Below are 2,796 nucleotides of genomic sequence, written 5' to 3'. Positions count from 1 at the left end.
GCCACGGCCGGACGACGACATCCTGCTGCGCCTGCCGATCGCCGCAGTGCCGTAACGGCCGCCGGGCCATCCTCCGCGCGGGAGCGCTACGGTGAGAGCGTGAGCTCCCAGCCGCGGTGTCCGCATTGCCGCCACTTCCTGTATCTGGACAGGCTGACATGCCCGAACTGCGAGGCGGAACTCGGCTACCACATGCTGTCGCGCCAGTTCTACGGCATCCGCAACAACCAGGTCGTGATCGACGGGCGGACCTGGTACACCTGCTCGAACCGCGAGTGGGAGTGCAACTGGCTCGTGCGGGACGATGCGCCCGCGGGTCGGTGCTTCTCCTGCCGGCTCACGCGCAGACGGCCCGCGGCCAACGACACCGTCGCACTCGAGAAGCTCGCCAGCACCGAGGAGGCCAAACGACGGCTTCTGCTTCAGCTCGGCAGTCTGGGGCTGCCCATCGTTGGATGGGACATCAAGCCGGGCGGGCTCGGCTTCGATCTGATCTCTAGCCTGACCGACGGCAAGCGCGTGATGATCGGACACGCGAACGGGATCATCACGCTCGATCTCGCCGAGAGCCTCGACGATCGCCGCGAGGCACTGCGGGTCAGGCTCGGCGAGCCGTATCGCACCATCCTCGGCCACCTCCGCCACGAGGTGGGCCATTACTACCAGGGGGTCCTGCTGACGGACGACGCCGCCTGGGACGAGTGCCGCGAGCTCTTCGGCGACGAACGGGTCAGCTACCAGGACGCCATCAAGCAGCACTACACGTTCGGTGCGCCCGAAGGCTGGCACAAGTCGTTCATCTCCGAGTACGCCACGATGCATCCGTGGGAGGACTTCGCCGAGACGTGGGCGCACTACCTGCACATCACCGGCACGCTTCAGACCGCCGCCGCCATCGGCATCCGCCTCGATGCGACCGTCACCAACCTGAGGGATGCCGATGTGGTCCCGCAGGAGTCGTACGAGTCCGAGCCGATCCAGCAGCTGCTGACGGATTGGGAATGGATGTCGCAGGCGTTCAACCGGATCAATCGCGCGATGGGCTTCCGAGACCTGTACCCCTTCGAGATCGTCCCAGCCGTGCGCAAGAAACTGGCATTCATGCACGAGATCGTCACGCGGGCCCCCTTGACCCTGGAAGAGCAGATCGCCATGGCGGCGCCCTGGGATGCGGAGCAGGCGTGACATCGGTGGCCCGCGGGCAGCGCGTCATCGGCGCCGCGACGCACTACGTCGAGAACCAGCCTCCCGTGCGCACCGAGATCGACGAGTACTCGATCAACGTCCCGCTCGTGGAGGGCGTGGCCGCCCTCGGAGCATCCTGGGCGAACGATGCCCTTTCCGAGGCCGGCGAGCTCGTCGGATCGCCCTCGTTCCAGCGCGACGCGACGCTCGCCGACGTTCATTCTCCGGTGGCGCACGCGCATGACCGCTGGGGCTTCCGACTCGACGAGGTGGAGTACGACCCGTCGTACCATCGCGTGATCTCCGAGGCCGTGGCGCGCGGGGCGCACACCTCGGCCTGGGTCGACCCGCGGCCGGGAGCCGACGTGGCACGCGCGGCGATGTTCATGCTGTTCGCGCAGGTGGAGCCGGGCCACGCCTGCCCGATCTCCATGACGCACGCCGCTGTGGCGGCGATCAAGGACTCGCCCTGGGTCGCCGACGACTGGCTGCCCCGCATGTACTCACGCGAGTACGAGCCTCGCCTCCTCCCGAACGAGGAGAAGACGAGTGCGCTGATCGGGATGGCCGTGACCGAGAAGCAGGGCGGGTCGGACGTGCGGGCGGGCACGACCAGCGGCACCCATATGGGCGGCCACGCCTACCAGATCACCGGTCACAAGTGGTTCTACTCCGCACCGATGTCGGACGGCTTCCTGGTGCTGGCGCACACGCGCCGCGGGAATGAGGATGAGGGGCTGACGTGCCTCTTCGTCCCACGGCTGCTGCCCCGGGGCATACGCAACGTGCTGCGAATCCAGCGACTCAAGGACAAGCTGGGCAACCGGTCCAATGCCTCCGCCGAGGTGGAGTTCGACGGCACGATCGGGATGCTGCTCGGCGAGCCGGGCCGCGGGGTCCGCACGATCATCGAGATGGTGCAGCGCACCCGACTGGACTGCGTCCTCGGGACGGCCGCGGGGATGCGCCAGTCGGTCGCCGAGGCGACCTGGCACGCCCGCGGCCGCGCCGCGTTCGGCAAGCTCCTCGTCGATCAGCCGGCGATGACGGCGGTGCTGGCCGACCTCGCACTCGAGTCGGAGGCGGCGATGCTCACCGGTCTACGGCTGGCGCAGGCGTTCGGGGCCGACGCCTCGGACGCGGATGTCGCGCTCCGCCGGCTCGCGACGCCGGTCTCGAAGTACTGGGTGACCAAGCGCGGACCCCACCATTCGTACGAAGCGCTCGAGTGCCTCGGCGGCAACGGCTACACCGAGGCTTTCCCGCTCGCGCGCCGCTACCGGGAGCAGCCGGTGATGGCGATCTGGGAGGGGTCGGGCAACGTGATCGCCCTCGACGTGCTCCGGGCACTCACCCGCGACCCGGATTCGATCGCCGCGTTCGCCGGGGAGCTCGAGACGACCACAGGGCAGTCGCCCCTGCAGGATGCGCACGTGGCGCGAACGCTGCGGATGCTCGACGACGTCGCGTCCGCCGACATCGTCGACGCGCAATCGCAGGCGCGCCGGCTGAGCGAGAACCTGGCTCTGGCCCTCCAGGGATCGCTCATGCTGCGACACGCTCCCGGCGCGGATGCCGACGCGTTCCTCGCGACGCAGGGCGACGTGTGGG

General features: G+C 68.8%; 2 protein-coding genes. Both read left to right on the top strand.

What is annotated here, in order from left to right; translation table 11 throughout:
• Positions 1–99 precede the first annotated feature (99 nt).
• Positions 100–1,185, top strand: coding sequence for a zinc-binding metallopeptidase family protein (locus VFX99_RS14165; RefSeq protein WP_329666937.1), 1,086 nt, complete (start codon positions 100–102; stop codon positions 1,183–1,185).
• Positions 1,182–2,796 (top strand): acyl-CoA dehydrogenase family protein (locus VFX99_RS14160; RefSeq protein WP_329666936.1); only part of this gene is annotated, 1,615 nt, incomplete at its 3' end. The genes VFX99_RS14165 and VFX99_RS14160, both read left to right, overlap by 4 nt.

Origin of the sequence: Microbacterium sp., assembly GCF_036277215.1 — a bacterium.
Lineage (GTDB): Bacteria > Actinomycetota > Actinomycetes > Actinomycetales > Microbacteriaceae > Microbacterium.
This window is presented reverse-complemented; position numbering and strand designations above follow the sequence as displayed.